The organism is Pseudomonas sp. TSO6 (assembly GCF_056098905.1).
This window is the reverse complement of record NZ_JBLZWV010000034.1, coordinates 34,510-60,810: the sequence shown is the minus strand read 5'-3', so window position 1 is coordinate 60,810 and position 26,301 is coordinate 34,510. Positions and strand designations below refer to the sequence as shown.

The window sequence follows — 26,301 nt, the reverse complement described above, 5'->3', positions numbered from 1 at the left end:
ACTCAGTGGCAGGGGAAGGCGGCGCTGTGGCGGGTGTCGTGGGCGGCGTTGTGCACGGCCTCGATGTGCGAAAAGCCGGCGAAGTACACCAGGCACAGGCCCAGCAGGCTGGCGCCGACGGCGATGACGACGCGCTGGCTGAGGGTGACGGGTGTGGCAAGGCTGTGTTGCTTGGTGCTGGTGACGGGCATGACGCGTTCCTCTGCTTTTTGTGGGCAACGGGCAAGCGCGGCATCCCCGATGCGGGGCCGCCCAGGGGAATGCAACAGCGCCCGCCCACCGCGGGGTGTTCATGAACGCCAGGCCGGTCTCCGGGCTTGCGAGGAGGAGCAGGGCTCCTGGAAAGCGTCACCTTCCCATGCCGGACTACATGGCACAGTGGTAAAGACGCTTCACTCGCTTACCGTTGCGGGGGCAGCACCGGCCTTGTCCGGCCCTGCTGGAGGGCCTGGGACGCACCGGTTTCCCGTTTCACCCCCTGTGGGGGCACCTGAACGTGAGGCATAAGGAGAGCATGGGGGCGGGGTTTGCGTCAATTGCCAAGTGCCGAAGGTGCCACGCACACCTGTGGGAGCGGGTTTACCCGCGAACACCGGCTTTGCCGGTGCCATGCACCGGGTTGGATGCTTCGCGGGTGAACCCGCGCCCACAGGCCAGGAGCAAATGTGCAGATGCTTCAGAAGTCATAGGCCAGCTTGGTGTACCAATAGCCGCCACCTGGGTGGAACGGTGGGTTGCCGTACGCCGCCTGGTTGCCGTTGGCGTTGTAGACGCCGTTCTTGTCGGGCCGCACATTGAAGATGTTGGTGCCACCCACACTGACGGTCAGGCTGTCGAACAGCAGGTAGGACAGGTCCAGGTCGGTGACCCACTTGGCGCCGAAGGTGCGGTCCTGGGCCTGGTTCTGCTGCCAGGTTTCGACCTTGCCGTAGCGGGTGGTCTGCAAGGTGCCGGTGAAGTTGCCCAGCAACCACTGGCTGCCCAGTACCCATTTGGTTTTCGGCGAGGCTGCCACCAGGTCGCCTTCGCGGCCATGGCCGACCACGTCGATGCCGGCAGCGGCCAGCGCTGCGGGCGTACCCCGGGTGCCGCGTACGGTAGTCTTGTTCCAGTTGAAGCCCAAGGTCCAGCGCACATCGCCCCAGGCGCCGAACTCGCTGGTGTGATCACCCACCAGGTCGAGGCCGCGGGTGCGGGTGTCGAAGGCGTTGGTGTAGTAGTTGATCCAGGTGGTGCGTGCCAGGCCGAGCGATTCGAGGATGTCGCCAATGGCACCGGCACCGTTCTGCCGGTCGTAGAGGTTTTCGGTGAGCAGGATGCGGTCGTCAATGTCGATCAGGTAGGTGTCCAGGGTAACGCTGGTGCGACGCGCCGGTTGCCAGGTCAGGCCAAGGCCGGCGTTGCGCGATTTCTCCGGGTCGAGCTTGTCGCCGCCGAATGCGAGCGCGGCTGCACTGCCGGGCGCCACGGTGCGGCGCAAGGCCGGCACCACATTGCCGTCGGCGTCCAGCGCGGTGCGGTTGTCGCTGACGGTGTAGCCGCTCTGGGTCAGCGACGGGGCGCGGAAGCCGCTGCCCAGGGTGCCGCGTACCGCCACGGTTTCGCTCAGTTCATAGCGTGAATTGAGCTTGAAGCTGGCGGTGTTGCCCGAGTCGTCGTCGTAGTGCTCGACGCGCGCGGCGGCGCCCAGGTACCAGCGCGGCGTCAGGTCCAGGCCGAGGTCGATGTAGGCGGCATAGTTGTTCCGCTTCACATCGGCCTCGTCTTCCGGGCGAATGGTCAGCGCAGCCTGGGCGCCCACTGCGGTCTGGCCGTTGGCCAGCGCATAGAGCGGGTTGGGGCGCCCGTCCGCCAGGGTAGCCGGGTAAGTGTAGGGCCCGACGCTGTAGGCGATGGGGTCGCCGGCAAAGGTCTGGAAGCGCTCCCAGCGGTGCTCCAGGCCGGCCGAGACGCGGGTCGGTACTGCCAGGCCGAACAGGCCGTCGAAGGCGCGGGTGATGTCCAGGTTGTTCACCCACTGGTCGAACTGCAACGTCGCCAGGTCATCGAACGAGGTTGGCGAGGCCGGGCCGTAGGTGGGGTTGATGGTCAGGTCGCTGGACTGCTGGTTCTTGTTGCGCCCGTAGGTGGTGGACAGGTCCCAGTCCCAGGCACCGGCGGCGCCACGTGCGCCGAGCAGCCACTGGTAGTCGGTGTCCTTGATGTTGTTGAGCGGGAAGTATCCGTCGGGGAACAATTCGGGGATCGAGGCGTTGCTGTTGGGCAGGCGGTAGTTGTTGAAAGCCTCCAGCTTGCGCTCGGCATAAGTGGCGAACGAATACAGCTTCAAATCGTCGCTGATGGGCAACTCTGCGTTGTAACCGAGGTTGAAGGCGCGCAGGTCAGGGTCGCCGTTCTTCACCGCCCGGTGGTCCCAGGCGGCCTGGCGGTCGTCTTCGAAGTAGGCGCGGTAATCGGGGGCGGCCTTGTCGATCCAGTTGGCGGTGCCGCGCTTGCGTGCCTCGCCCGACAGGTGCAGGAAACCGCCGTCACCCAGGCTGAAGCCCTGGTCGCCCGCCAGCTTGATGGTTTCGCCCTGGCCGCTGTACAGCTGGCCGTAACTGCTTTCGTAGTGGCCGCCGCTGCTGGCGCTCTTGAGGATGATGTTGATCACTCCGGCCACCGCATCCGAGCCGTACTGGGCGGCGGCGCTGTCTTTCAAAACCTCGATGTGCGACACCGCACTGACCGGGATCATGTCGATATCCACGGCGTTGGCACCGCTGTTGTCGGTCGAGCCGCTGGCCGGCACGGCGCCGTTGTGGCGGCGTTTTCCATTGACCAGCACCAGGGTGTAGGCCGGGCCCAGGCTGCGGTTGCTCAGTGGCCGCACGCCGGACTGGAAGCCGGCAATGTTGGTGCCGAAGTTGAACGAGGGCAGTAGTTTGGAGATGGCCTCGGACAACTCGGCGCGGCCGGTACGCAATAGCTGCTCGCTGCTGATCACGTCGATGGGGGCCGGGCTGTCGGCGACGGTGCGCTGGTTGCCTCGCAGGCCGGTGGAGATCACCGTGACGGTGTCCAGGCGCGGGTCTTCGGTAGTTGGGGCGGCATTGGCGAACGGGGTGAGCAGGCAGGCCAGGGGCAGGGCGAAAAGCGGTGTTCTAGACATCATGTCCTCGGAGTGCGGTGGAGCACGCAGGCGAATAGGCGCCAGGTCCTGATAAGGCTGGCGTACGGTGTTGGGGAAGTGTTTGCCTGCACCGGCCTCTTCGCGGCGGTTCGACGCCTCGACGAGCCCGCTCTCACAGGAATTGCACAGGCCTTGAGGTCAGTGATTTTCCTGTGGGAGCGGGCTCGTCGAGGCGTCGAACCGCCGCGAAGAGGCCGGTACAGCGAGTAGAGGTCTAGGCCGTGCGAGCGCTGCGCCCAGCCTCACGCTGTTCAACCAGCGCACGAATCCGCGGGATCAGGTCCTGCCCGTATTCCACCGCATCGCGCAGCTGGTCAAAGCCGCGGAACAGGAAGGTGGTCACCCCCAGTTCGTAGTAGGCCAATGCGGCCTCGGCCACCTGGTCCGCAGTGCCTACCAGCGAAGTGGAGTTACCGGCACCGCCACCCAGCGCCGCAATCTCGGTCCACAGCCGGGTGTCATGCACCTTGCGCTGACTGGCCAGTTGCACCAGGCGTTCGGAGCCGGCGTTGCTCTTGCCGAAGTTTTTCTCGCGGCGGTTGCCCTGGCGAATACCGATGCGGTTCTGGGCATCGGCCAGAATACGCTCGGCGCGGGCCCAGGCTTCGGCCTCGGTGCCGCCCAGGATCGGTCGCAACGACAAGCTGAAGCGGATGTGCTTCTCGCGCCCGTAGCGGGCGGCAGCCTTGCGCACCTTGGCGATGCGCTCGCGTACCTGCTCCAACGGTTCGCCCCACATCATGTAGACGTCGGCGTGCTTGGCGGCCACCTCGACTGCGGCGTCTGACGCGCCGGAGAAGTAGATTGGCAGATGCTGTACCGGTTTAACCAAGGTCAGGTTGTCTTCAACGCGGTAGTGAGTGCCCTGGTGGTTGAACGGCTCCTGGCGGGTCCAGGTGTTGCGCAGTACCTGCAGGTATTCATCGGTACGAGCATAACGGGCATCCTTGTCGAGGAAGTCGCCATCGCGCTGCAGGTCGCCGCTATCGCCGCCGGTGATGACGTTGATCGAGGCCCGGCCCCCGCTCAGCTGGTCAAGGGTGGCGAACTGGCGGGCAGCGAAAGTTGGCGCCTGGAAGCCCGGGCGGTGGGCGACCAGCAGGCCGATACGCTCGGTAAGCGCTGCCACGTAGCTGGCCAGGATCATCGAGTCCGGCGCACTGGTGTTGACTGCCAGCAATGCCTTGTCGAAGCCGCCATATTCCTGGGCCTGGGAGAAGGCCTTGATGAAATTCAGATCAACCAGCGGGCCACGTGGCGCCTGGGATTCGCTGCTTTCCTGCGGGCCGATGAGGCCGATGAATTCGAGGCTCATGAAACAAAACTCCTTGTCTGGGTGGGCTCAGGCAACCGCTGTCTGTTTGCGGCGCAGGGTGTTGCGGTTTTCTGGCACGCTGAGGCCGAAATTGTCGCGCAGGGTTTTACCGGTGTACTCACTGCGCACCAGGCCACGGGCTTGCAACAGCGGTACCACGTGTTCGGTGAAGTACTGCAGACCGTCCGGTAGCAACGAGTTGATGATGAAACCGTCGGCAGCGTCGTTTTCGAACCAGTGCTGCAAGGCATCGGCAACTTGCTCGGGGGTGCCGACGAAGTCTCTGCGTGGGCGCGAGAAGCGCAGTGCCAGTTCGCGCAGGCTCAGGCCTTCATCACGGGCCAGTTGCTTGAGCTGGTCCGAGGTGCCCTTGTGGCTGTCGTTGCCCAGGGTGCCGAGGTCGGGGAAGGGCGCGTCCAGGTCATGCTGGCTGAAGTCGTAGTCGTTGAAGGGGCGACCCAGGGCAACCAGGGCATCCTCGATGCTCACCAGGTTGACGGCCTGCTGGTAGCGCTGTTCAACCTCCTCGGCGTTGCGGCCGACGATGGGGCGGATGCCGGGCAGGATGAATAGTGCGTCGGGGTCGCGGCCATGGCGCGTGGCACGCTGCTTGAGGTCCTGGTAATAGGCGTGAGCGTCGTCGAACGATTCCGGGCTGACAAAGATGGCGTCGGCGTTCTGCGCCGCAAAGTTGCGGCCGTCTTCCGACACCCCAGCCTGGAAGATCAGCGGCTGGCCCTGGGGTGAGCGCTGGATGTTCAGCGGGCCCTTGACCTTGAAGTACTCGCCCTGGTGACCGAGGGTATGCAGTTTGGCCGGGTCGAAGAACTGCCCGCTTTGCTTGTCGCGGGTAAAGGCGTCGTCTTCCCACGAGTCCCACAGCCCCTTGACCACATCCACATGCTCACGGGCAATCCGGTAACGCACGGCATGCGGCGGGTGTTCAGCCTTGCCGAAGTTGTCGGCGGTGCCGGAAAGCCAGGAGGTCACCACGTTCCAGCCAGCACGCCCGCCGCTAATCAGGTCCAGCGAGGCGAACTGGCGTGCTACCTGGAACGGCTCGGTGTAGCTGACCGTGACCGTGGCCACCAGGCCGATGTGCTCGGTAACCGCAGCCAGCGCCGAAAGGATGGTCAGCGGCTCGAAACGGTTGAGGTAGTGGGGGCTGGAACGGGCGTGGATGTGCAGGCTGTCGGCGATGAAGCCGAAGTCGAACTTTGCCGCCTCGGCCAGCTTGGCCTGCTGTTTATAGAAGCCGAAATTGACACTGGCATCGGCCAACGCCTCTGGGTGGCGCCATTCGCCCCAGCCGTGGCCGACGCCATGGATCATGGCGCCCAGGCGGATCTGTCGTTTGCTCATCGGAGTACCTGTGGGTTGTGCTGCAAATGGAATGGGGACGGCCATGCGTCACCTGGCCCGTGGGCGAAGATGAGGCAGGGGTGCGGGTGAGGGAGGTGGCATGCGTGCAAGGCTCCTGGGGTGGTCGTGGTGGACGGCCTCCGCCAGGAAAGGGGTCGGTCTGGAGTGACCTTAGCGGGTGTGGGGTGGGGTTGTGAAAGGCTTTGTGGTTCTATGCTAATTATAAAATGCAGAAATAATCGTAATTAATAATGATGCTTTATGTGCATTTTGAATTTGGGGCTGATCTGAGATTTCTGGGGGCGCAAAGCAGCCCCCAAGGCCCTCAAGTTCAAGCCACAACAGTGATCGACCGCCCAGGAACGGAGGCAATCAGTTCTCGCGTGTATTCACTATTCGCCGCATTGGATGTTGCAACCGGGGAAGTCATCGGCCAGCTGAAGCGCCAGCATCGAAGCACCGAATTCCTCGCGTTGCTGAGGGAAATCGACACATCAGTCCCTTTCGGTAGAATAAAAAAGGCCGAGGACATCCTTGCCTCAGTCGCCCGCACGGCACGGGCACTGGGCAGTAAATTTTTAGTGAAACTTCTAAAACATCACCCTACTGCCCTACGGCTTATCTGGGGTGTGGGGAGTAAGTTTTTAGTCGGTAAACATCTTCGGGAAGATCGCCAGGTAAGCGCCTGATCCGCATCGAAATTTTAGTATAATGGCCTTCTTTCTGAGGGATCCATGCGGTTGTATCAATTGTGCCACCCGCAGCCCTCACAACAACCCCGGCCGAGTCAGCTAAATGTTGAGGAAAATTGGTCTTCCCCAAATTGCAGGCAAGGAGTGTGATTTTTCTATAATCTTTAGGGTTTAAATTATTTGATGACATCCAGCTTGTAAGCTGCGCTTGTGTTTTATTTTGTCCTGCTATGGAAATAGTTTGCCCTTGACCATGTGTGAAAATCACTAGCTTAGGTTTACGAAAAAAATCGTTAGTGGTTTTGTAAAGTCCGTCGCCGTCTTCCCCCCAGCTGTAAATTTCCTTCAATTTTTTATACGAGTTATACTTTCGACCAAAAAAGCGTGCGACGCTGGATTGGCCGTCCGGATCAGAGTTATTAACCGGATCATTCAGTGCATAGGCGTATGAGTTGATCCCGCCTTTGCCAAACGGACTCACCCTGTCAGGGCTTGTGAACCGCATCAATGTTGAAAGCCAGCGATAGCCAGCGCCTAATGGGTACTGCTGGCTCACTGGGTCCCATAGTTCTCCATTGAATCCCACCGGCACGTCGACAATTCCACGAGCAAAGCCAAAAGCGGAGTACACAATCAACAGACGGTCATTTGGGCTGATCGCTCCCTGAAGCGAATGCATACTATCAATAGCGGCCAGATCGGAAGGGCGCGATGCGCTATGCTGTATGGCAAGCGCTTGGCGACCCTGTCGCAGTATCCGGGTAGTCTTGGGGGGATGGATTAAAGTTGTGGGGTAAGTTTGTTGGTAGAAACGCAGCATTTGATAGGCTCCCGGTTTCCCTTTACTTCACTCTCATGGTTTCTCCGTAAGCTTGCAACTGGTAGAAATGTTAGGCCGCGGGAATCGCGTGAAACATATTCATTGCGCGCAACCTGACGTTGATATAGCGACACTTAGCAGCCCATCGCGACACAGGGTCGCTCTAAAACGGACCGCGTGGCCCCGTAGTCACCGCGACCGTTCCTCTTAAGTAGTCTCTCAAGGGTTTCAAGCTCAAGCCGCAACAGTACCCAACCGCCCGGGGACAGCGGCAATCAACTCTCGCGTGTAATCACTCATCGGCCTGTCGAATACCTGCGCCACCGTCCCGCGCTCTACCACCTGCCCCTGGCGCAGCACCAGCACCTGGTCGGCCATGCTCGCCACCACCGCCAGGTCATGCGACACCAGCACATAAGCCATGCCCAGCTCCCGTTGCAGCTCATCCAGCAGTGCCAGAATCTGTGCCTGTACCGATACATCCAGCGCACTCACCGGCTCGTCGAGCAGCAACAGTTCTGGCTGAAGTGCCAGCGCCCGGGCGATGGCCACCCGCTGGCGCTGGCCGCCGGACAGTTCGCGGGGCAGGCGGTCAAGGTAATGCAGAGGCAGGTGCACGCGTTCGATCAGTTCGCGGGCGCGTTGCTCCAGTGCCGCACCTTTGAGCAGGCCAAACGACACCAGCGGCTCGACGATGCTGTCGAACACCGTGAAACGCGGGTCGAGAGCGGCGAAGGGGTTTTGCTGCACCAGTTGCATGCGTCGGCGCAAGGGGCGGAACTGGCGCCAGCCGTGGCCCGTGACATCCTGCTGGTCGAACAGCACATGGCCTTGGCTGGGCGTTTCCAGGCCCAGCGCAATGCGCAGGGCGGTGCTCTTGCCCGAACCGGATTCACCGACGATGGCCAGCGTTTGCCCCGGGTGAACCTGCAAGTCCAGGCCCTGCAACGCGATAAAGCGGTTGTCCTGGCCTTTTACCTTGGGCAACTCGAACGTTTTGCCAACCCCCTGCAGGCTGAGGATCGGCTTTGCGCCCGGCGCCAGTTGCCGGGGCTGGCGTCGAGCGCTGAATGCCGGTGCGGCATTGAGCAGGGCGCGGGTGTATGGGTGCTGCGCTGCGTGCACAATCTGCGCGGGTGGGCCTTGCTCCACCAGTTCGCCTTGCTTCATCACCAGCAGGCGGTCGGCGCGGTCGGTGGCCATGCCCAGGTCGTGGGTGATGATCAGCAACGAGATGCCACGCTCGGCCACCAGCCGCTGCAAGTGATCGAGGATCTTGCGTTGCACGGTCACGTCCAGCGCGCTGGTGGGTTCGTCGGCGATGATCAGCCGTGGGTTACCGGCCAGGGCGATGGCGATCAGCACCCGCTGGCGCATACCGCCAGAGAGTTCGTGCGGGTACTGGCGGGCGCGCACCGCCGGGTTGTCGAGGCCAACCTGGGCTAGTAACTCCAGCACATCGGCATCGACACTGCGCGAGCGGCCGCCTTGGGCCAGCACTAGCGCCTCGCCGATCTGCTGGCCAATGCGCAGGGTGGGGTTGAGGCTGACCATCGGGTCTTGTGGCACCAGGCCGACGGTACGCCCACGCAGCTGGCGTTTCTGCCGTTCGCTGGCGCGCACTACATCCAGCCCGTCGACCCACAGCTGGCCACTGTCGATGCGCGCCGTGCCCGGTAGCAGGCCGAGCAGGGCGTTGGCCAAGGTCGACTTGCCCGAGCCTGACTCGCCGACAATGGCCACGGTCTCGCCCTGGGCCAGGCTGAAGGCAAGGTGCTTGACGGCCTGCGTAGCCTGGCCGGAGGCGTGATAGCTGATGCTGAGGTCGCGTACCACAAGCAATGGCTGGTCGTTCATCGTGGGTGCTCCTCGAAGGTGCGGGCAAGGTGGTTGAGGCTGAACACCACGGCCACCACGAACAGGCCGGGCAGCAGCGACACCCAGGGGGCGGTGATCAGGAAGTGCCGGCCGTTGGCAATCAAGGTGCCCCATTCGGCCGCTGGCGGTGCTGCGCCAAAACCGAGGAAGCTGAGGCCGGCCGTGGCCAGGATGGCGGCGCCGAAGTCCAGCGTGGCCAGCACGGCCACTGGCCCCCAGGCATTGGGCAGCACATGCCGCATCAAGGTGCGGCGCCAGCTGGCGCCACCCAAGCGTGCGGCCTCGACATAGGGCAAGGTCTTGACCCGCAGCACTTCGCCGCGGGTGGTGCGGGCAAAGCCTGGAATGATGCCGACGCCGACGGCGATCGCCACCGGCACCGTGCCAAAACCGATGGCGGTGACAATGGCCAGGGCCAGCAGCAGGCCGGGCAGGGCCAGCAGCACATCGACCAGGCGCATGAGGGCGGCATCCAGACGCCCGCCGGCAAACCCGGCGAGTACGCCCAGGCTCAACCCGCCTGCCAGGGCAATGCCAACCGCCAGCAATGCGGCCTGCACCGACAGGCTGGCGCCATAGACCACGCGGGTGTACAGGTCACGGCCCAGCTCGTCGGTGCCGAACCAGTGGACGGCGTCAGGGGCCCGTAGCTTGTCGACGGGCGACGTGGCGTATGGGTCGAAGCTGGTCAGCCAGTGCGGCGCCAATGCCGCCAGCAGGGCGAACAGCACCACCACTAGCGCCAGGCTGAAGCCCGGGCGCGCCAGCAAAGGGGCGAGCGCCTGGCCGAGGCGCTGCAGGCGAGTGCGGCGCTTCCAGGTGGCTGGCGGGGCGGCGGCACGCAGGGGGTGAGTATCGGCGGTCATGGTCAGGTCACCTTCGTGGCGTGGGCGATGCGGGGGTCAAGGTACGGGTACAGCAGGTCGACGATCAGGTTCACCAACACGAAGGCCGCCGCCGACACCGCGACAATCGCCAGCACTACCGGGATGTCTTGGCGCAGCACGGCTTCCTGGGCCAATCGGCCGACGCCATTGCGCGAAAAGATGGTCTCGACCAGTACCGCCCCGGACACTGTGTTGCCCACCTGCAAACCGACCAGGGTAAGAATGGGCAGGGCCGCATTGCGCAGGCCGTGCCGCGCCTGCACCTGCGCACGGCTCAGGCCTTTGGCGAACGCGGTAGCGATGTAGGGCTCCTGCCACACGCCCTGGAACCCGCGCTGCAACACCTGCGCGTACACCGCAGCACTGGGGATGGCCAGCGTCACCGCCGGCAGTACCAGGCTGGCAAAGCCCTGGCTGCCAGTGGCCGGGAACCAGCCCAGGCCAAAGGCGAACACCTGGATCAGCAGCAGCCCCATCCAGAAGACCGGTACGGAAAAGCCCAGTGACGGCAAGCGTGACAGCGCCACTTTCAGCGGTTGCCATTGCAGGTAGGCGGTGAGGTAGGCCAGGCCGATGCCCCCAAGCAACGACAGCGCGATGGCAAAACCGGCCAGGGCCAGGGTTTGCGGCAGGCGCTCGGCCAGCAGCGCGGTCACCGGCCGGTTCAGTGACAACGACTGGCCCAGGTCGCCGTGCAGAGCCCGCCACAGCAGGTCGAAGTACTGCTCGAAGATGCCCTTGTCCAGCCCGTAGTAGGCGCGGGCCTTGGCCAGGTCTTCGGGCGACAGGCCATCGGCTTCCATGCCCGATGCACTGAGCATGATCGCCAGGGTGTCACCGGGCAGCAGATAGAGGATGAAGTAGGTGATGGTGTAGGCGCCCCACAACACCAGCAGGGCCTGGCCGATGCGGCCGATCAGGTAACGGTTCATGGCTGCGCGACCTGGATGTCACTGAGGAAGGCAAAGCCTTCGGCGGTCCAGCGGAAGTCCTTGACCCGTGGTGCGGTGGCGGCTTGCCACACGCGCTCGTACAGCGGGAACGCCGAGGCTTCGTCAACCAGCAGGTCTTGCAGCTGGCCATAGGCCTGTGCGCGTTGTTCGTCGCGGGTGGCGGTAATGCCGCTGTCGAACAAGGTTTGCGCCTGCGCCAGGGTGTGTGGCTCGTAAGTGTTTGTGGCCAAGGTGGCACTGCTGGCGGCGCGCGGGTCGAGGATGGTCTGCAGGATGATCGGATCGGCGCGCGTCATGTAGGTGGAGGTGAGGTCGTAGTTGCCCGAGGCGTTGCCGGCCACCCATTCGGCACGGGTCAGCACGTTCAGCTTGAGGTCGATGCCGACCTTGCGCAGTTGGTCTTGCACCAGCACATCGCCGGCACTTTCGGCGGGGGTGAGGTTGTAACGCAGGGTCAGGCGTTTACCGTCCTTGTGCCGGTAGCCGTCGTCACCCTTGCTCCAGCCGGCGGCGTCCAGCAGGCGCTCGGCGCCCTGCGGGTCGTAGGCCAGCTTGTCGGCCTGGGGCTTGAAGTACGGCGTGGTCACGTCATACACCCCGGTCACCACCGGGAACTCGGCGTTGTATACGGTGTGGGCGTAGCTGGTGCGGTCGATTGCTTTCTGCAGGGCCAGGCGCACCTGGCGATCGCCCAGCAGGCGGTTGTTGCGGGTGTTGGGGTAGAGGTTGAGCGCCGGGCCTGGCAACGAGCGGCTCTGGATGGTCGCGCCTTTTGCCTGGAACAGCTTCAGGTCAACTTCGGAAAACGGGTTGCGTGGCCAGAGGATGTCGGCCTTGCCTTGCAGGAACAGGCCGTTGCGCACGCTTTCTTCGGGGATGTAGCTGATTTCCACGCGGTCCAGGTGGGCGGCGCCGGGGTTTTTGACGTTGGCGGAGGCCCAGGCATAATCCGCCCGCTTGACCAGGCGTGCGCCGACTTCCGGGGTGTAGTGCTCCAGGATGAACGGGCCAGTGCCGATGATCTTGCCCAGCGAACGCTCCTGAGCAGTGAGCGCGTAGGAGGCCGGAGCGAGGATGGCCAGGTTGGTGGTGGACGTGGCCTGCAGGAAGCCGGCGTTGGGCCGTGAAAGCACCAAGCGCACGGTGAACGGGTCGACCACTTCGGCATGGTCAAAACCGGCCAGGTAGGTGGCGCCGAACGTGGCAGGCAGTTGTGCCGCGAAAGCCTTGTTGCTGTCAAAGGCGGTTTTCACGGCTTGAGCGTCGAAGCGCTCGCCGTTGCTGAAGGAGACGTCCTGGCGCAGGTGGAAGGTGTACTGCAGCGCGTCGTCACTGACCTCCCAACTGCTGGCCAGCCAAGGGATGATACGGCCTGTGGCCGGGTCCTGGTCGGTAAGTGATTCGGCGACGTTGCGCAACAGTACGCGGTGTTCCAGCCAGTAGACCTGGAACGGGTCGACGCTGACCAGCGTGGTGTTGTCGCCCCAGAAGGCGATGTTCAGGGTTTTGCTGGTGGCATCTTCGCCGGAGGGGGAGCAGGCGGCGAGCGTGAAGGCCAGGGTGGCGCAGGCCAGCAGGCTTCTGGCCAGGTGTAATGGTGGCATTGGGTGATCCTTGAATGGGGTATGAGGTGTTTGTTCGGGCCCTATCGCCGGCAAGCCAGCTCCCGCAGGATCACCACAGGCCTCAATCCAGTGGGGTTCTTGTGGGAGCTGGAGGCCACAGAAAACCTGTCAGTCCTGGTAATCCAGCCCCTCCCGGTCCAGCTGCCGGATCAGCGCATCCCAGTGCCGCTGGATCCCCTCACCCAACCCGTCGGAAAACCGCTTGGACTGCTCATGCACCTTGGCAATCGCCGCCGGCGCAGCATGCAGCAACTGGTCGTTGCCCCCGGCCTGCGCCGCTACCTGGATGTTGCAGGCCCGCTCCAGCCCGTGCAGTTCACGGAAGGCATGCTCCACGCTGACACCCCCGGTCAGCAGGCCATGGTTGCGCAGGATGAGGATGTTGCTGTCGCCCAGGTTGGCCACCAGCCGCTGCTGCTCGTCCAGGTCCAGGGCGACGCCTTCGTAGTCGTGGTACGCCACCCGGCTGTAGTACGCCAGGGCGTGCTGCGAGATCGGCAGCAGGCCGTCGCGCTGGGCCGACACCGCCGAGCCATCGCGGGTGTGGGTGTGCAGCACGGCCTTGAGGTCATGCCGGGCGCGGTGGATCGCGCTGTGAATCACATAGCCCGCCTGGTTGATGCCCAGGCCCAGCGGGTCGTCGATGATGGTGCCGTCCACGTCCACCTTCACCAGGTTGGACGCGGTGATTTCGTCGAATAGCAGGCCGAAGGCATTGATCAGAAAGTGCTCGTCAGGCCCCGGCACGCGTGCCGAGAAGTGCGTGTAGATGTGGTCAGTCCAGCGGAACAGCGCGGCCAGGCGGTAGGCCGCCGCCAGTTTGACCCGCACCTCCCATTCTTCGGCGCTGACCCGTTGACGTACGGTGTTTTCCGGGGCGGTGACGACAGACAGTGCAGTCATGGTGTTCTCCAATAAGTGTGGGTTCAGTAGCCGCGCTGGGTGTCGACCAGGTTGTGCAGCGGCGCCTGTTCGCGGTAACGGGCAAAGTTGTCGAGGAATGCCTCGAGCAGCGCGGGGTAGCCGTCCTCGGAAATCGCCGAAGTGTGCGGCGACAGGAATACCCGAGGGTGGTGATAAAGCGGGTGGCCTGCTGGCAACGGTTCGGGTTCGGTGACATCGAGGCTGGCGCGGCCGATCAGCCCGTTGTCCAGGGCTTCGAGCAGGGCGCCCTGGTCCAGCAGCCCGCCACGAGCGATGTTGATCAGGTGCAGCCCGGGTTTGGCCTGGGCCAGCACCTGGCGGTCGATCAGGCCACGGGTGGCGGGGGTGAGCGGGGCGGCGATGACCAGGTGATCGCTGCCGGCAAATAGCTGCTGCAGGTTGTCGACGCGCTGCACGCCCGGCACCTCGGCAATGGGTTGGCCTGGGCGGTTCAGCGCCAGTACCGACATGCCCAGGGCGTTTGCCTTGCGTGCCAGGCTCTGGCCGATGCTGCCGAAACCGAAGATGCCCAAGGTGCGGCCACGCACGGGGGCCAGCGGGGTCAGGCGCCAGTCGGCGTCCTTGACCCACAGGCCCGGCAGCTGCTTGGCCGCGGCAAACACCAAGGCCAGGGCGAATTCGGCCACCTGCTCGGCATTGGCGCCGCGGCCGCTGGTGACCGGCGGGCCCTGAAACACCCAGTCGGGGTAGAAGTCGATGCCCGAGGACACTACCTGCACCCAGCGCAACGACCACGGCCAGCCCGCTGGCGGGTTGTCCACGCGGTTACCGCGTACATTGATCGGGCGCACGATGAACACATCGGCGGGGACGTCCAGCTGCAACTGGCCCGGGGCGATATCGATCACCTCGTGGTCGGGCAATCGGTTGCGCAGGTATTGGTTGGCCGGTGCGTCCAGCTGGCTGGCGATGATCGAGTGGCTCATGCCGCCACCTCCGCCAGGGCGGCACGGCCGACATGGCCGAGCACAACGTCGTCTTGAGGGGTGTGGATGCGGCTGCACAGCACATCACGGTAGTGCCGCTCCAGCGGGTTGCGCCGCGACAGGCCTGGGTTGCCGGCAGCCTCGATGGCCAGTTCCACGGCCTGGATGGCGTTGCGGCTGACCAGGTGCTTGAGCTGCCCGGCGTGGCGCGGATCGACTTGCCCGGTCACGGCCGCGTTCAACAGGCTCTGGTTGGCGAACAGCAAGGTGTCGATACGCCCAACCACGTCCTGGAAACGTGGCAGGCTGGCCAGCGGTGCACCCAGGTTGGACGGTGCGCGCTGGTTCAGGAACTGCACCAGCCAGTCGCGTGCGGCCTGGGCCACCCCGTCGTACAGCGCAGGCAGCAACACTGCCATCCACAGCAGGCCGGTGCTGTCGAGCTCGGCGCGCGGTGCGCTGGCCGGGCTGACGCTGACGGCATGATCGAGCGGGATCAGCACCTCGTCGAACTGCACCTCATGGCTGCAGGTGGCGCGCATGCCCAGGTGGTCCCAGTCTTCGACGATACGGACGCCCGGGGTGGCCTTGTGCACCAGGAAACCGCCCACCAGTGGGTCCTGGTCGTCGCTGCGGGCCCATACCAGGTACCAGGTCAGGCCATGGCTGCCGGTGGAGTAGATCTTGCGCCCGGACAACCGCCAGCCTTCGGCGGTGCGTCGGGCGACGGTGGCCGGCAGGCCGCCGCGGGCGGGTGTGCCCAGTTCGGGTTCAACGCGAAACGCGTTGATCAGCGCGCCGTCGGCCACCGCGTCGCGGGCCACTTGCAGGCGCAGGTGCTTGGGCCAGCGCTCTTCGTCCTGCAGGCGAAAGTGCTGCAGGTACTGCATGACGAGGATCAGTGCGGTGGACGGGCAACCTTTGCCGACCGCGGCGATGACCTGGCGCGCACTGGCCAGGTCGGCGCCACCGCCACCTATGTCACGGGGCACGGTGAAACCCAGCAGGCCGTGGCGGTGCAGCAGGTCGAAGTTATCGGCGGGGAACTGGCCGCTGCGGTCGTAGCGTTCGGCGTTGGCGGCCAGGGCCTGGGTGAGTTCGGCGAGCGCGCTGGCGGAAGGGGGGTGACTCATGGGTATTCATCCCTGGAACACGGTGGGTTTCTAAGACCGTATTCGTATGGATGATCGCTGTAAAAGTCTTTTTAGTTCTATGCTAATTATTAACTGTAAGAATTACATTAGTATTTGATTATGCGAGTTGGTTATTTTGATGTCAGTAAAATGCTAGGGCTGCTACGCAGCCCAATCGCGACGCAAGGCCGCTCCCACAGTGATCGCGCAAACTTTAGATTTTGATCAAGACATTTGCTCTCACAAGGGATTGCGATTTCAGCTCACCCGCACAGTTGCTGCCCGGCCACCCGGCCAAACAGCTCGACCGGCTCCTGCAGGTTGCCCAGGTAGCGTGGGTGGAACAGCCACAAATCCACCTGCGGCTTGAAGTCCGTCACACTGACCACGTCCAGCGCATCTCGGTGGCGGCTGTTCTGCAACAATGGCTCGGGCACCAGCCCAAGCCCCTGCCCATTGGCCACCAGCCCCAGTTGCAGCTCGGTGCCAAAGGTCTCCAGGTTGATCGACAGCCTCAGCCCCTGTTCGCTCAGGGCGCGCTGCAACCCGGCGCGAAAGCCGCAACCATCGGGGTTGAGCACCCAGCCACGGGTGTAGCAGTCCTTGAGCTTGAGGCTGCGCTTGCCGGTAGTTCCCTTGGCCGCCACCACGCGCAGCGGCATGCGTGCGATCGACTGGCTGGCAACGCCCTCGGGGAAGATCTTGCCGGGCGGGAACAGTGCCGCGGCGCCATCAAGTTCGCCGTTTTCCATGCGCGCGATCAGGCTGCTGCCCCAGCCACTGGTGACTTGGGTGCGCAGGTCGGGGTAGGTTTCCCGAATCTGTGCCAAGGCATCGAGCAGCACCACATCGCCAAGGGTTTGCGGCACGCCCAGGCGCAGGGTACCGGACGGGGCCCCGTCGTTGGCCACCAGCTCGCGCAGCGAGTCGATCTCACGCAAGATCGCCTTGCACTGCTCGTACACCCGCAGGCCCATGGGGGTGGGCTTGAGCGGCTTGGTGTTGCGGTCGAGCAGGGTGGCGCCCAGGTCTTCCTCGAAGTTCTGCACGCGGCGGGTGATGGCCGGCTGGGTCAGTTGCAGGGCCTCGGCGGCAAGGTTGGTCGACTGGCAACGGATGACCGCCACGAAGGCGTCCATGTCATCGATTTTCATATTCGGCGCTCACATATTGGGGCGGTGGGACATACCGGAGGAGAATAATCCTCAATGGCCGGATTGTCACAGCACCTGTGCAGCTCACGCGCTCTCGCGGGCAATCAACTCACACGCCAACAGGTTGAGCCGTTGTACCTCACCCTCACATGCCACCACCCCAAGGTGCTGCAACACGCGCAACGCCGCTAGTTCGCCAATTTCCCGCGAGGGCGGGCGCAGGGTGGTGAGGCTGGGCAACAGCATGTCGGCAAAGGGGTAGTCGCCAAAACCAACGATGGCCATGTCTTCGGGCAGGCGCAAACCGGCGCGCTGGCCCGCCAACAGGGCGCCGGCAGCCAGGTTGTCGTTGGCGAAGATGATCGCCTCGGGCCTTGGGTTGCGGCGGATCAACGCCTCCATGGCCTGCTTGCCGGCCTCGAACGGTGCGGTGTCGGCGGAGGGCACGAATACCCAGGGTTCCAGCCCGGCTTCATGCAACGCTTCGACATAGCCATCGCGCCGCTCCAGCGCACTCAAGTCGCCGGCCGCGCTGTTTTGCACGAAAGCGATGCGCCGGTGGCCCTTGTCCAGCAGATAGCGGCAGGCCTGTACGCCCACCTGGTGATGAAGGAAACCCACTTGCAAGGGCGACCGCTCAGGGCGGTAGTCCCATATTTCCACGACTGGCACGTCTGCGTCGGCCAGCATCTTTTCTGTGGTCGGGCTGTGGAAATGGCTGGTCACCACCAGCGCTGCCGGCGACCAGCCGAGAAAGGCCCGCACCGCGCTTTCTTCCTGCGCTTCGCTGAAGTAACTGGACGCCAGCAACAACTGGTAGCCATGGCGGCTGAGGGTGTCGCTGAACGCCTGGATCGTCTGGGCGAAGATCGGCCCGGAGATGTTCGGTATCACCATGCCGACAATGCGCCCACGGGCCGATGCCAGCCCCCCGGCCACCAGGTTGGGCACATAGCCCAGCGCTTGTACGGCGGCTTCGATGCGCTCGCGCAATGGTGGCGAAACCTGGTCTGGCTGGTTGAAGTAGCGCGACACGCTGATGGCCGAAACCTCAGCGGCCCGAGCCACCTCGGCAAGGGTGACACGGCCAGCGCCGCGGCGCTTGCGGGGGGGATCCTTGGCCTGGCTCACCGGGCTGCCTCCTGGGGAAATGGCGCGATGGTAGCGCTAACGGGAACGCACTTGGCAAATAGCTTTATTGCATATCAATCTGACTTTTAAGTATTTGACGTGCTAAGCGCAGCCCTCCGATACTTGCTCATGTTAGCGCTAACAAGCGCAGCTGTTGGCAAGCGCCTGCCACTCGCACGAGCGAGACCAGACAACCACAGCAACTCCGTGTCGGCCCCGCCTGAAGGGGCCTGGTCTGGTTTCCCGAGGCAGTGAGCATCATGCAGAAAAGCCGTATACCATTCCCCGCTACGCAACGTCGGCCGCTGGCCGCCGCCATCCTGCTGGCCGCTTTTGGCCAGGGTGCCCACGCCGCCGAACCGGCCGAAGCGGAGGCTGAGCAGGCCACTGCACTGGGCGCGGTCACAGTGACCGCCACGCGCCGCGAAGCCACGCTGCAGGAAGTGCCGGTGGCAGTGTCGGTGATCGATGGCGAACAGTTGGAGCGCGACAACCGCAACAACGTTGCCAGCATCGTCCAGCAGGTGCCTACCCTCAATTACCGCGCCGGCGCCTCGAACAAGGACACTTCGTTGTTCATCCGCGGCGTGGGCACCATTTCGACCTCGCCCGGCGTCGAGCCAACCGTGGCGACGGTGGTCGACGGCGTGGTGTTCGGCCGCCCGGGCCAGTCGACCCTCGACCTGCTCGACCTTGAACGCATCGAGGTACTGCGCGGGCCGCAGGGCACCCTGTTTGGAAAGAACGCCTCGGCGGGTGTACTCAACGTGGTCAGCAAGGCCATCCCCGAGCAGACCCAAGGCTATGTGGACTATTCGCACTTTGGCGGTGGCGACGAGAACCGCCTGCGCTTTGGTATTGGCGGGCGCCTGAGCGAGCAGTTCAAGGGGTCGTTGAGCACCTTGTGGGGCGACTACGATGGCAATGTCGAAAACGTTGCCAATGGCCACGACGTCAATGGTTACGAACGCAAAGGCGCCCGCGGCAAGCTGGAGGTCGAGCCCAACGAAGACTTGCGCCTCACCCTGATTGCCGACTACATGAAGGGCGAGGACACCTTGCCCAGCGGCGTGATCACCAGCGCCAGCGCCGCATTCGCCAGCCAGTTGCGCCCGGTGACGCCAAGCGCCCACAACCGCGACATCAACAGCGACTTCAAGACCCACGTCGAAGACGAGAACCAGGGGCTTTCGGCGCAACTGGACTGGCAGCTGGGCGACTACACCCTGACTTCGATCAGCGCCTGGCGGGGCTGGGACAACACCCAGTACCAGGACGGCGACCGCCTTGCCTTGCTGCCGGTGACAGCGTCGCATGACAAGGGCACAGTGGACTATGACCAGTACAGCCAGGAGTTTCGCCTGACTTCGCCCAAAGGGCAGTTCAACGAATACGTGCTGGGCGCTTTCTACATGCATGGCACATCCAACGAGACCTACCAGCGCCTGTCGGTCAATGGCGGCGTGGCCAACAATGGCCGCGCCGACTATTCCACCACCAACGACAGTGTCGCGCTGTTCGGTGAGAACACCTTCAACTTCACCGATGACTTGCGCGCCATTTTCGGCCTGCGCTGGACCCACGACGACCTTGAGTACGACCACCGCCGGGTCTCTACCTCCGCCACCGCAGTGACTGGTATCCAGCCCTCCACTGCAAGTTCCGGCTCGGTGGACGAAGACGGCTGGAGCGGGCGCACCGGCTTGCAATACGACTTCAACGACAACCTGACTGGCTACGTCACCTACTCGCGCGGCTATAAAGGGCCGGCCTACAACGTGTTCTTCAACATGCAGCCGCGCGACACCGGGGCACTCAAGCCCGAAACCTCGGATGCCTACGAAATCGGCTTGAAAAGCACGGCGCTGGACAATCGCCTGACCGCCAACCTGGCTGTGTTCCACACCGACTACGACAACTACCAGGCCAACTTCTTCGACACCGTGGCCAACCAGGTGGTAACCCGCCTGGTGAATGCCGGCAAGGTCAAGACCCAGGGTGTGGAGCTGGATGCCAGCTTCCAGGCCACCTCGCGGCTGAAGCTTTCCACAGCCGTGGCCTACACCAAGGCCCGTGTCGATCACTTCAACTGCCCGGCGGGTGCGGCGGCCAACTGCAACATCGATGGCGGCCGCCTGCCGTTCACGCCGGACTGGAAGACCTACCTGCGCGCCGATTACGTGATACCGCTGGACAACGGCCTGGATGTGGAACTGAGCAGCGATTACAGCTGGCAGGACGCCGTGCAGTTCAGCCTCGACCAGAACCCGGACACCGTGCAGGGCGCCTATGGCATCTGGAACGCCAGCATTGCCCTGGCCGACTACAACGATGGCTGGCGCGTAGCCCTGTTGGGCAAGAACCTGGGCGACAAATCGTATGCGCAGATGCTGGCCAGTGGCGGCGACAACATCTACCGCTCAGTACCGCGGGATGACGGACGCTACTTCGGCGTACAACTGCGCAAGGATTTCTGAGTGGCGACCGGTGGCCTGTACCGGCCTCATCGCCGGCAAGCCAGCTCCCACAGGTACAGAGCAGCCTGAATGAATTGCGCGCTCCCTGCGAGAGACGGCGTGCCAGCTCCCACAGGTACAGCGCAGCCCGAAAGATTTGCGCGCTCCCTGTAGGAGCCGGCTTGCCGGCGATGGGCCGCAAAGCGGCCCCAATCAAGATTTCAAGGAGAACAACATGCCCCGCCAAATGAATCTGGGCGCTTTCCTCATGGCTACCGGTCACCACGTGGCCGCCTGGCGCCACCCGGAGGTACCGGCCGACCCGCTGGATTTCGCCACCTACAAGCGCACCGCACAAATCGCCGAAGCCGCGTGTTTCGATGCCTTGTTCGTCGCTGACAGCGTCGCCGCGCCCAGCGACCCGCTGGCCAGCCACAGTGCCCGCTCGGTGTACTTCGAACCACTGACCCTGTTGTCGGCGCTGAGCGCAGTCACCGAACGCATCGGCCTGATCGCCACCGCCACCACCAGTTACAACGAGCCGTACCATGTGGCACGCAAGTTCGCCTCGCTGGATCACCTGTCCGCAGGCCGTGCCGGCTGGAACCTGGTCACCTCCGACGCTGCCGCCGAGGCCGGCAACTTTGGCCGCCAGGTGCACATCCCGCATGCCGAGCGTTACGCGCGCGCCCGTGAATTCCAGCAGGTGGTGCAAGGGCTGTGGGACAGCTGGGCCGATGACGCGTTCGTGCGCGACAAGGCCAGTGGTCTGTTCCACCACCCGAAGGCCGTGCGTACCCTCGACCATGTGGGCGAGCACTTTCGCGTCAAAGGCCCGCTCAACGTCGCCCGCTCTCCACAAGGGCGACCGGTGCTGGTGCAGGCTGGCTCGTCCGAGACCGGCCGCGAGCTGGCCGCACAAAGTGCCGAGGTGGTGTTCACCGCCCAGCCGAGTCTGGCTCGGGCACAGGCTTTTTACGCCGACCTCAAGGGCCGCCTGGCTCGCCATGGGCGAGATGAGCAATCGCTGAAAATCATGCCCGGCGTGTTCGTGGTGGTGGGGCAAAGCCAGGCGCAGGCCGAGGACAAGTACGAACATTTCCAGGCGCTGGTCGACCCGCGTGTCGGCGTTGGCTTGCTCGGGCGCATGCTTGGCAACTTCGACCTTTCCGGCTACCCGCTGGACGGCCCGCTGCCAGAGTTGCCGCCCACCGAGGATGGCCAGCGCAGCCGCCAGCAACTACTGACCGAACTGGCCGGCAACGAACAGCTGACCCTGGCCCAGCTGGGGCGGCGCATCGCCGGTGGGCGAGGGCACTACAGCCTGGTCGGTACCGCGACGCAGATCGCCGATGAGCTGCAAGCCTGGTTCGAAGGCGGCGCCGCCGATGGCTTCAACGTGCTGGTGCCGCACCTGCCCCTGGGCCTGGAAGACTTCGCTGTGCACGTGGTGCCCGAGCTGCAGCGTCGCGGCCTGTTCCGCCGTCAATACCAGGGCCACACCCTGCGCGAGCACCTGGGCCTGCAACGCCCAGCCAACCCACACTTTGCCGAACGAGGCCAACCATGAGCTACACCGCCAACCCCGAGCGCTATGCGCGCATGCCCTATCGTCGTGTCGGTCGCAGCGGCCTGGTGCTGCCGGCCCTGTCCCTGGGCCTGTGGCACAACTTTGGCGATGCCACGCCTATCAGCACCCAGCGCGCCTTGCTGCACACGGCGTTCGATGCCGGTATCAACCATTTTGACCTGGCCAACAACTACGGCCCGCCCTATGGCAGTGCCGAGACCAACTTCGGCCGGCTGCTGCGCGAGGACCTGCGTAGTTACCGCGACGAGCTGATCATTTCCAGCAAGGCCGGCTGGGACATGTGGCCCGGGCCATACGGGCAGGGCGGCAGCTCGCGCAAGTACCTCATCGCCAGCCTGGACCAGAGCCTGGCCCGGCTGGGCCTGGATTATGTCGACATCTTCTATTCGCACCGCTTCGATGCCGACACCCCCTTGGAAGAAACGGCCATCGCACTGGCCGACATCGTGCGCCAGGGCAAGGCGCTGTACATCGGCATCTCGTCCTATTCGGCCGGCAAGACCGCGGAAATTGCGGCGTTGCTGCAAGCATTGAAGGTGCCGCTGCTGATCCACCAGCCGTCGTACAACCTGTTCAACCGTTGGATCGAACGGGACCTGCTCGACACCACCTATGCCTTGGGCGCCGGGGTGATCGTGTTCACTGCGCTGGCCCAGGGCCTGCTCAGCGATAAATACCTCAATGGCATCCCGGCTGATGCCCGTGTGAACCGTGCGGGAGGTGGCTCGCTGCTACCCCAGCATTTGTCGCAAGCCAACATCGCCCGCGCACGCGCCCTGAATGAGATTGCCCGTCAGCGTGGCCAGAGCCTGGCCCAACTGGCGCTGGCCTGGACGCTGCGCGACCCACGGGTGAGCTCTGCGCTAATCGGCGCCAGCCGGCCCGAGCAGATCACCGAGAACGTGGCCGCGCTCGACAACTTGGCCTTTACCGCCGAAGAGCTGGCCGCCATCGACCAGTACGCCGTGGAAGGCGGGATCAACCTGTGGGAAAAACCCTCGACCGACTGGAAGGAGTGACCCATGCGCATGCTACGCCTTGCCATGCTGCTGTTGCTGGCCTTGGCCAGCGCGGCCCAGGCCGCAGACCCGGCTACCTTGCGTATTGGCTACCAGAAGGGCTCGATCAGCCTGGTGCTGGCCAAGCAGCATCGGCTGCTCGAGCAACGCTTTGCCAACACCCGCGTGCAATGGATCGAGTTCCCCGCCGGCCCGCAGATGCTTGAAGCGTTGAACATCGGCAGCCTCGATATCGGCTCGACCGGTGATATTCCGCCGATCTTCGCCCAGGCCGCCGGCGCCGACCTGTTGTACATCGGTGCCGAGCCGCCCAAGCCCGAGGCTGAAGTGATCCTGGTGCCGAAAGACAGCCCGATCAGCGAGGTGGGTGAACTCAAGGGCAAGCGCATTGCCCTGCAGAAGGGCTCCAGCGCGCACAACCTGCTGTTGCGTGCCCTGGCCAAGGCCGGGCTGAGCATTGGCGATGTTCAGCCGGTGTACCTGGCACCTGCCGATGCCCGGGCGGCGTTTGAGCGGGGCAGCGTGGACGCCTGGGCAATCTGGGACCCGTTCTACTCGGCTATCGACCTGGAGGGTAAGGCGCGGCTATTGGCCGACGGCCAAGGGCTGGGGCTGATCGGGCCGTTCATGCTGGGTTCACGGGCCTATGTCGAAGCCCATGGCGCCTTTGTCGCGCAATTGCTGGACGAAATCAGCCGAGCCGAAGCGCTTACCCGCAGCGACGAGGCCGGCAGCATCCGCTTGCTGGCGCAGTTCATGGGCTTGCCAGAAGAAGTGGTGCAGCGCAGTTTTAGCCACCGGCCGGCGTCACCGGTGCTGCCGGTGAGTGATGAGATCGTGGCGGCGCAGCAGCGCACGGCGCAGCTGTTCTTCGACAACAAGGTACTGCCCAAGCGGGTCGATATTGCCGGGGCAGTGTGGCGGCGGCAGTAACTTTACCTTTCCGGGCCCTATCGCCGGCAAGCCAGCTCCCACAGGATTAGCAGTGCCCTTAAGGGTTATACAGTGCCTGTGGGAGCTGGCTTGCCGGCGATAGGGCCGCATCAGCACGCGTGTCACCCGCGGGCGAATGCCGCCAGCTTCTCGCCATCCAGCCGGTAGCGGACCCACTCATCCTGCGCCTCGGCCCCCAGCTTCTGATAGAAGCCGATCGCCGGCTCGTTCCAGTCCAGCACGCTCCATTCCAGGCGCCCGCAATTGTTCGCCACCGCCTCGCGGGCAATGTGCCGCAGCAATTGCCGGCCAGCGCCGTCGCCACGTTGTTCAGGCGTGACGTACAGGTCTTCCAGGTAAATACCGTTGCGCCCGAGCCAGGTCGAGTAGCTGTAGAAGTACACGGCAAAACCGACTGCCCGGCCATCGCGTTCGCACATCAGACTACGCACTGTGCTGCCCTCGTCGAACAGGCTCTGTTCGATGTCGGCCAGGGTGGCGACCACCTCGTGGCGGGCACGTTCGTACTCGGCCAGCTCGGTGATAAAGGCCAGGATCTGCTCGGCATCGGTGCGAACGGCTGGGCGAATGGTGAGGCTCATGGTGACGGCTTCCTTGATGCGGGTTAGCGGTACAGTGATGTGTATCTGAATAATTTAATATAACTGTATCGGTCGCTAGAGTGGGCGACTCCGTTAGTGTGACAGCACCTATAACGAAAGTGGAATGCCCGCCATGCTTGCCTCTGCCGATCTGCTGACCGCTTTCGTGCTATTTGCCTTCGTATCCTCCATCACCCCCGGCCCCAACAACACCATGCTCCTGGCCTCGGGGGTTAACTTCGGCGTGCGTCGCTCCATCCCTCACGCCCTGGGCATCAGTGTCGGTTTCATGGTCATGGTGCTGGCCGTCGGCTTGGGCCTGGGTGAGGTATTCAAGGCCTGGCCACCGCTGTACACGGTACTGCGCTACACCGGGGCCGCCTACCTGCTGTACCTGGCCTGGAAGATCGCCACTGCCGGGCCGGTTGGCACGGCCTCGTCCAGCGCCCGTAAACCGCTGGGTTTCTGGGGTGCGGCGGCGTTTCAGTGGGTCAACCCCAAGGCCTGGGTGATGGCGGTGGGGGCGATTACTACCTACACACCGGCGCAAGGCTACGTGACCAACGTGGTTGTCATCGCCGCCGTGTTCGCTTTGGTCAACCTGCCCAGCGTCGGTGTGTGGGTCATGTTTGGCAGCGCCCTGCGCAACGTATTGCAAAACCCGCGCTGGCTGATGCTGTTCAATGTCCTGATGGCCTTGTTGCTGGTGATTTCCCTCTACCCGCTGCTGTTTGTAGAATCGGCGTTTTCCTAGCCTCGTGAGTACAGCAAACCCATGCAGTTGATCCCTTGGTCCCACGAATGCGCCGAAGGTTTCACCCTGCGGGGTTGGCGAACCCCGGCCAGTGGCAAGCCGTTGCTGCATTTTTTGCACGGCAATGGCTTCTGTTGCCTGGCCTACCAACCGCTGCTGATGCGCCTGGGCGAACATTTCGACCTGTGGCTTTGCGACGTTCAGGGGCATGGCGACACTGACCATGGTGGGGTTTTTCGGGGGTGGAACCGTACTGCCGAGCTCGCAGTGCAAGCTTTCCAGGCCGGGCGTGGCGAGTACGGCGATGTGCCGCGGTTTGCCGTGGGGCACAGCTTTGGCGGCGTGCTTACGGGCCTGATCCTGGCCGCTGAACCTGCGCTGTTCGAGCGTGCGGTGTTGCTTGACCCGGTGTTGTTCAGCCGTCGCATGCTGGGTGTGATGGGCGCGGCAGCACTGGTTGGCCTGCACCAGCGTCATGCTCTGGCGCGCAAGGCCGCCAGCCGCCGCAGCCACTGGCCTGATCGCGAGGCAGCGCTGGCATCGCTGCAAGGGCGGGGCATCTTCAAGGGCTGGACCGATGCGGCGCTGCAGGCTTATGTCGAACACGCCATCGGCGATTGTGGTGATGCGGTAGTGCTCAAGTGCCGGCCCAGCCGGGAAGTGGAAATCTTCAGTTCATTCCCTAAACGCATGTGGGCGCGCCTTGCAGCGATCAGCACGCCGACACGCATTCTGTATGGCGAACAGACTTATCCCTTCGTGCCACATTCGGTGAACCGCCTGGTCACGCTCAACCGGCATGTAACGGCCCGGCAAGTCGGCGGTGGGCACTGTTTCATGCAGGAAGACCCGGCCATGGCGGCCGAGCAGGTGCTCGCTTTCTTGCAGGGTTGACTGTTCCATAGGTGGAACGATGCATGTCGAATAACCCGCCTACCGCCTGATTGGTATCA

Annotated in this window: 21 protein-coding genes, 1 pseudogene and 1 riboswitch; of the genes and pseudogenes, 7 read left to right on the top strand and 15 right to left on the bottom strand. The window is 63.9% G+C overall.

Annotation, left to right across the window (positions count from 1 at the left end; genetic code table 11):
- Positions 1–2: 2 nt before the first annotated feature.
- The 4 genes from ACN6NG_RS15345 to ACN6NG_RS15330 all read right to left on the bottom strand — a co-directional run bounded on the left by ACN6NG_RS15345 (position 3) and on the right by ACN6NG_RS15330 (position 5,849).
- On the bottom strand, positions 3–191 hold the full coding sequence (locus tag ACN6NG_RS15345) for a CbtB domain-containing protein (protein WP_016499882.1): 189 nt from the start codon (positions 189–191) through the stop codon (positions 3–5).
- 94 nt (positions 192–285) lie between these two features.
- A riboswitch (cobalamin riboswitch) is annotated at positions 286–509 on the bottom strand.
- A gap of 167 nt (positions 510–676) precedes the next feature.
- A complete protein-coding gene (locus ACN6NG_RS15340; protein ID WP_474314887.1) occupies positions 677–3,151 on the bottom strand; it encodes a TonB-dependent receptor plug domain-containing protein in 2,475 nt (824 codons plus the stop codon).
- A 235-nt stretch (positions 3,152–3,386) separates the two neighbouring features.
- A complete protein-coding gene (locus ACN6NG_RS15335) occupies positions 3,387–4,487 on the bottom strand; it encodes an LLM class flavin-dependent oxidoreductase (protein ID WP_474314884.1) in 1,101 nt (366 codons plus the stop codon).
- Positions 4,488–4,514: 27 nt separating this feature from the next.
- Positions 4,515–5,849, bottom strand: coding sequence for an LLM class flavin-dependent oxidoreductase (locus tag ACN6NG_RS15330; protein ID WP_474314881.1), 1,335 nt, complete (start codon positions 5,847–5,849; stop codon positions 4,515–4,517).
- Positions 5,850–6,238: 389 nt separating this feature from the next.
- Between ACN6NG_RS15330 and ACN6NG_RS15325 the strand changes: the two are divergent.
- Positions 6,239–6,352 (top strand): annotated as a pseudogene (locus ACN6NG_RS15325) (IS630 family transposase); the annotation flags it as partial.
- 115 nt (positions 6,353–6,467) lie between these two features.
- Here ACN6NG_RS15325 and ACN6NG_RS15320 read toward each other — a convergent pair.
- From ACN6NG_RS15320 to ACN6NG_RS15275, 10 genes are all read right to left on the bottom strand, one after another.
- Entirely contained in the window at positions 6,468–7,361 is an 894-nt protein-coding gene (locus tag ACN6NG_RS15320; protein ID WP_474314878.1) for an RHS repeat-associated core domain-containing protein, read from the bottom strand.
- 234 nt (positions 7,362–7,595) lie between these two features.
- Complete coding sequence (locus ACN6NG_RS15315; protein ID WP_063424774.1) at positions 7,596–9,218, bottom strand: dipeptide ABC transporter ATP-binding protein; 1,623 nt, start codon at positions 9,216–9,218, stop codon at positions 7,596–7,598.
- The gene (locus ACN6NG_RS15310; RefSeq protein WP_063424776.1) at positions 9,215–10,105 is read right to left on the bottom strand and encodes an ABC transporter permease; all 891 of its coding nucleotides are present in this window, start codon (positions 10,103–10,105) and stop codon (positions 9,215–9,217) included. Before ACN6NG_RS15310 ends, ACN6NG_RS15315 begins: the two co-directional genes overlap by 4 nt.
- 2 nt (positions 10,106–10,107) lie before the next feature.
- Positions 10,108–11,058 (bottom strand): ABC transporter permease, encoded by a 951-nt coding sequence (locus ACN6NG_RS15305; protein WP_016486734.1) that lies wholly within the window; start codon positions 11,056–11,058, stop codon positions 10,108–10,110.
- Positions 11,055–12,683, bottom strand: coding sequence for an ABC transporter substrate-binding protein (locus ACN6NG_RS15300; protein WP_063424778.1), 1,629 nt, complete (start codon positions 12,681–12,683; stop codon positions 11,055–11,057). Before ACN6NG_RS15300 ends, ACN6NG_RS15305 begins: the two co-directional genes overlap by 4 nt.
- A 129-nt stretch (positions 12,684–12,812) precedes the next feature.
- Positions 12,813–13,607, bottom strand: coding sequence for a class II aldolase/adducin family protein (locus ACN6NG_RS15295; protein WP_474314872.1), 795 nt, complete (start codon positions 13,605–13,607; stop codon positions 12,813–12,815).
- Positions 13,608–13,630: 23 nt separating this feature from the next.
- The gene (locus ACN6NG_RS15290) at positions 13,631–14,575 is read right to left on the bottom strand and encodes a D-isomer specific 2-hydroxyacid dehydrogenase family protein (protein ID WP_474314870.1); all 945 of its coding nucleotides are present in this window, start codon (positions 14,573–14,575) and stop codon (positions 13,631–13,633) included.
- The gene (locus tag ACN6NG_RS15285) at positions 14,572–15,708 is read right to left on the bottom strand and encodes an acyl-CoA dehydrogenase family protein (RefSeq protein ID WP_474314867.1); all 1,137 of its coding nucleotides are present in this window, start codon (positions 15,706–15,708) and stop codon (positions 14,572–14,574) included. Before ACN6NG_RS15285 ends, ACN6NG_RS15290 begins: the two co-directional genes overlap by 4 nt.
- A 263-nt stretch (positions 15,709–15,971) precedes the next feature.
- Entirely contained in the window at positions 15,972–16,862 is an 891-nt protein-coding gene (locus ACN6NG_RS15280) for a LysR family transcriptional regulator (RefSeq protein WP_353455721.1), read from the bottom strand.
- Positions 16,863–16,946: 84 nt separating this feature from the next.
- Entirely contained in the window at positions 16,947–17,993 is a 1,047-nt protein-coding gene (locus ACN6NG_RS15275; RefSeq protein WP_353455722.1) for a LacI family DNA-binding transcriptional regulator, read from the bottom strand.
- Positions 17,994–18,253: 260 nt separating this feature from the next.
- Between ACN6NG_RS15275 and ACN6NG_RS15270 the strand changes: the two genes are divergently transcribed.
- The 4 genes from ACN6NG_RS15270 to ACN6NG_RS15255 all read left to right on the top strand — a co-directional run bounded on the left by ACN6NG_RS15270 (position 18,254) and on the right by ACN6NG_RS15255 (position 23,992).
- Positions 18,254–20,470 carry a TonB-dependent receptor gene (locus tag ACN6NG_RS15270; protein ID WP_474314863.1) on the top strand — a complete coding sequence of 739 codons (2,217 nt, stop codon included), beginning with the start codon at positions 18,254–18,256 and terminating at the stop codon, positions 20,468–20,470.
- A gap of 214 nt (positions 20,471–20,684) precedes the next feature.
- Positions 20,685–22,019, top strand: a complete 1,335-nt coding sequence (locus ACN6NG_RS15265; protein WP_474314861.1) for an LLM class flavin-dependent oxidoreductase — start codon at positions 20,685–20,687, stop codon at positions 22,017–22,019.
- Positions 22,016–23,059 carry an L-glyceraldehyde 3-phosphate reductase gene (gene mgrA, locus ACN6NG_RS15260; RefSeq protein ID WP_474314859.1) on the top strand — a complete coding sequence of 348 codons (1,044 nt, stop codon included), beginning with the start codon at positions 22,016–22,018 and terminating at the stop codon, positions 23,057–23,059. The genes ACN6NG_RS15265 and mgrA overlap by 4 nt, the downstream gene beginning before the upstream one ends.
- Before the next feature lie 3 nt (positions 23,060–23,062).
- Entirely contained in the window at positions 23,063–23,992 is a 930-nt protein-coding gene (locus tag ACN6NG_RS15255; protein ID WP_197898765.1) for an aliphatic sulfonate ABC transporter substrate-binding protein, read from the top strand.
- Between the two features lie 122 nt (positions 23,993–24,114).
- Here ACN6NG_RS15255 and ACN6NG_RS15250 read toward each other — a convergent pair whose 3' ends face one another.
- Complete coding sequence (locus ACN6NG_RS15250; protein WP_061203872.1) at positions 24,115–24,594, bottom strand: GNAT family N-acetyltransferase; 480 nt, start codon at positions 24,592–24,594, stop codon at positions 24,115–24,117.
- Positions 24,595–24,718: 124 nt separating this feature from the next.
- Here ACN6NG_RS15250 and ACN6NG_RS15245 point away from each other — a divergent pair, with 124 nt between their 5' ends.
- Positions 24,719–25,348, top strand: coding sequence for a LysE family translocator (locus tag ACN6NG_RS15245; RefSeq protein WP_197898766.1), 630 nt, complete (start codon positions 24,719–24,721; stop codon positions 25,346–25,348).
- A gap of 21 nt (positions 25,349–25,369) precedes the next feature.
- On the top strand, positions 25,370–26,242 hold the full coding sequence (locus tag ACN6NG_RS15240) for an alpha/beta fold hydrolase (protein WP_061203871.1): 873 nt from the start codon (positions 25,370–25,372) through the stop codon (positions 26,240–26,242).
- Positions 26,243–26,301: the final 59 nt, after the last annotated feature.

Coding starts and splice junctions, on each gene's coding strand:
- ACN6NG_RS15295 (WP_474314872.1), bottom strand. CDS start 13,607: ATGACTGCACTGTCTGTCGTCACCGCCCCGGAAAACACCGTACGTCAA.
- ACN6NG_RS15300 (WP_063424778.1), bottom strand. CDS start 12,683: ATGCCACCATTACACCTGGCCAGAAGCCTGCTGGCCTGCGCCACCCTG.
- ACN6NG_RS15240 (WP_061203871.1), top strand. CDS start 25,370: ATGCAGTTGATCCCTTGGTCCCACGAATGCGCCGAAGGTTTCACCCTG.
- ACN6NG_RS15340 (WP_474314887.1), bottom strand. CDS start 3,151: ATGTCTAGAACACCGCTTTTCGCCCTGCCCCTGGCCTGCCTGCTCACC.
- ACN6NG_RS15245 (WP_197898766.1), top strand. CDS start 24,719: ATGCCCGCCATGCTTGCCTCTGCCGATCTGCTGACCGCTTTCGTGCTA.
- ACN6NG_RS15345 (WP_016499882.1), bottom strand. CDS start 191: ATGCCCGTCACCAGCACCAAGCAACACAGCCTTGCCACACCCGTCACC.
- ACN6NG_RS15270 (WP_474314863.1), top strand. CDS start 18,254: ATGCAGAAAAGCCGTATACCATTCCCCGCTACGCAACGTCGGCCGCTG.
- ACN6NG_RS15305 (WP_016486734.1), bottom strand. CDS start 11,058: ATGAACCGTTACCTGATCGGCCGCATCGGCCAGGCCCTGCTGGTGTTG.
- ACN6NG_RS15335 (WP_474314884.1), bottom strand. CDS start 4,487: ATGAGCCTCGAATTCATCGGCCTCATCGGCCCGCAGGAAAGCAGCGAA.
- ACN6NG_RS15280 (WP_353455721.1), bottom strand. CDS start 16,862: ATGAAAATCGATGACATGGACGCCTTCGTGGCGGTCATCCGTTGCCAG.
- ACN6NG_RS15315 (WP_063424774.1), bottom strand. CDS start 9,218: ATGAACGACCAGCCATTGCTTGTGGTACGCGACCTCAGCATCAGCTAT.
- mgrA (WP_474314859.1), top strand. CDS start 22,016: ATGAGCTACACCGCCAACCCCGAGCGCTATGCGCGCATGCCCTATCGT.
- ACN6NG_RS15330 (WP_474314881.1), bottom strand. CDS start 5,849: ATGAGCAAACGACAGATCCGCCTGGGCGCCATGATCCATGGCGTCGGC.
- ACN6NG_RS15285 (WP_474314867.1), bottom strand. CDS start 15,708: ATGAGTCACCCCCCTTCCGCCAGCGCGCTCGCCGAACTCACCCAGGCC.
- ACN6NG_RS15250 (WP_061203872.1), bottom strand. CDS start 24,594: ATGAGCCTCACCATTCGCCCAGCCGTTCGCACCGATGCCGAGCAGATC.
- ACN6NG_RS15290 (WP_474314870.1), bottom strand. CDS start 14,575: ATGAGCCACTCGATCATCGCCAGCCAGCTGGACGCACCGGCCAACCAA.
- ACN6NG_RS15265 (WP_474314861.1), top strand. CDS start 20,685: ATGCCCCGCCAAATGAATCTGGGCGCTTTCCTCATGGCTACCGGTCAC.
- ACN6NG_RS15310 (WP_063424776.1), bottom strand. CDS start 10,105: ATGACCGCCGATACTCACCCCCTGCGTGCCGCCGCCCCGCCAGCCACC.
- ACN6NG_RS15320 (WP_474314878.1), bottom strand. CDS start 7,361: ATGCTGCGTTTCTACCAACAAACTTACCCCACAACTTTAATCCATCCC.
- ACN6NG_RS15255 (WP_197898765.1), top strand. CDS start 23,063: ATGCGCATGCTACGCCTTGCCATGCTGCTGTTGCTGGCCTTGGCCAGC.